We start from the raw sequence: 829 nt of genomic DNA, 5'->3' as shown, positions 1-829 counted from the left end.
AGCCAGCCATTTTCTATTGCGGCCATATGCATCGCATACTCACCACTCACTTGATAGACGAAGGTCGGCGCTTTGAGTTCAGTCTTGATACGGTAAACAATATCGAGATAGGGCATGCCTGGCTTGATCATAACCATGTCGGCACCTTCCTGAAGGTCCATGGCGACCTCGTGCAAGGCTTCATCAGAATTGGCCGGGTCCATTTGGTAAGTCTTTTTATCTGCTTTACCTAAGTTGCCAGCAGAGCCTACTGCGTCGCGAAAAGGACCATAATAAGAAGAGGCATACTTAGCGGAGTAGGCAAGTATAGAGGTATTGATATGGCCTGCGGCTTCCAGTTCTTTGCGAATCGCAGCGATTCGGCCATCCATCATATCTGAAGGTGCAACGATGTCTGCTCCGGCCTCTGCGTGTGACAAAGCCTGCTTAACTAATGCGTTAACGGTAATATCGTTTAATACATATCCATCATCATCGATAATTCCGTCTTGGCCGTGGGTTGTAAAGGGGTCTAAGGCAACGTCGGTAATCACGCCCAGCTCCGGATATTCCTTTTTTAGTGCTCGTACAGCTCTTTGGGCTAGGCCCTCGGGGTTCCAAGCTTCTTTGGCATCAAGAGACTTGGCATTACTCGGGGTGACGGGAAATAGTGCGACGGCGGGGATACCAAGCTCTAGTAGCTGCTGCGCCTCTTTTAGTAGTAGGTCAATACTCAGGCGTTCAACGCCGGGCATAGAGCTAACAGCTTCGCGTTTATTTACACCTTCAAGAATAAACATGGGGTAAATCAGGTCATTGGCTGTTAGTGTATTTTCCTGCATCAAGCGAC

1 protein-coding gene is annotated in these 829 nt (G+C 48.9%); it reads right to left on the bottom strand.

The window, feature by feature from the left end:
• The coding region (hemB, locus tag A3729_RS07180) for a porphobilinogen synthase (RefSeq protein WP_068633506.1) at positions 1–829 on the bottom strand (829 nt) is incomplete at both ends.

The organism is Oleiphilus sp. HI0043 (genome assembly GCF_001634935.1).
This window is presented reverse-complemented; position numbering and strand designations above follow the sequence as displayed.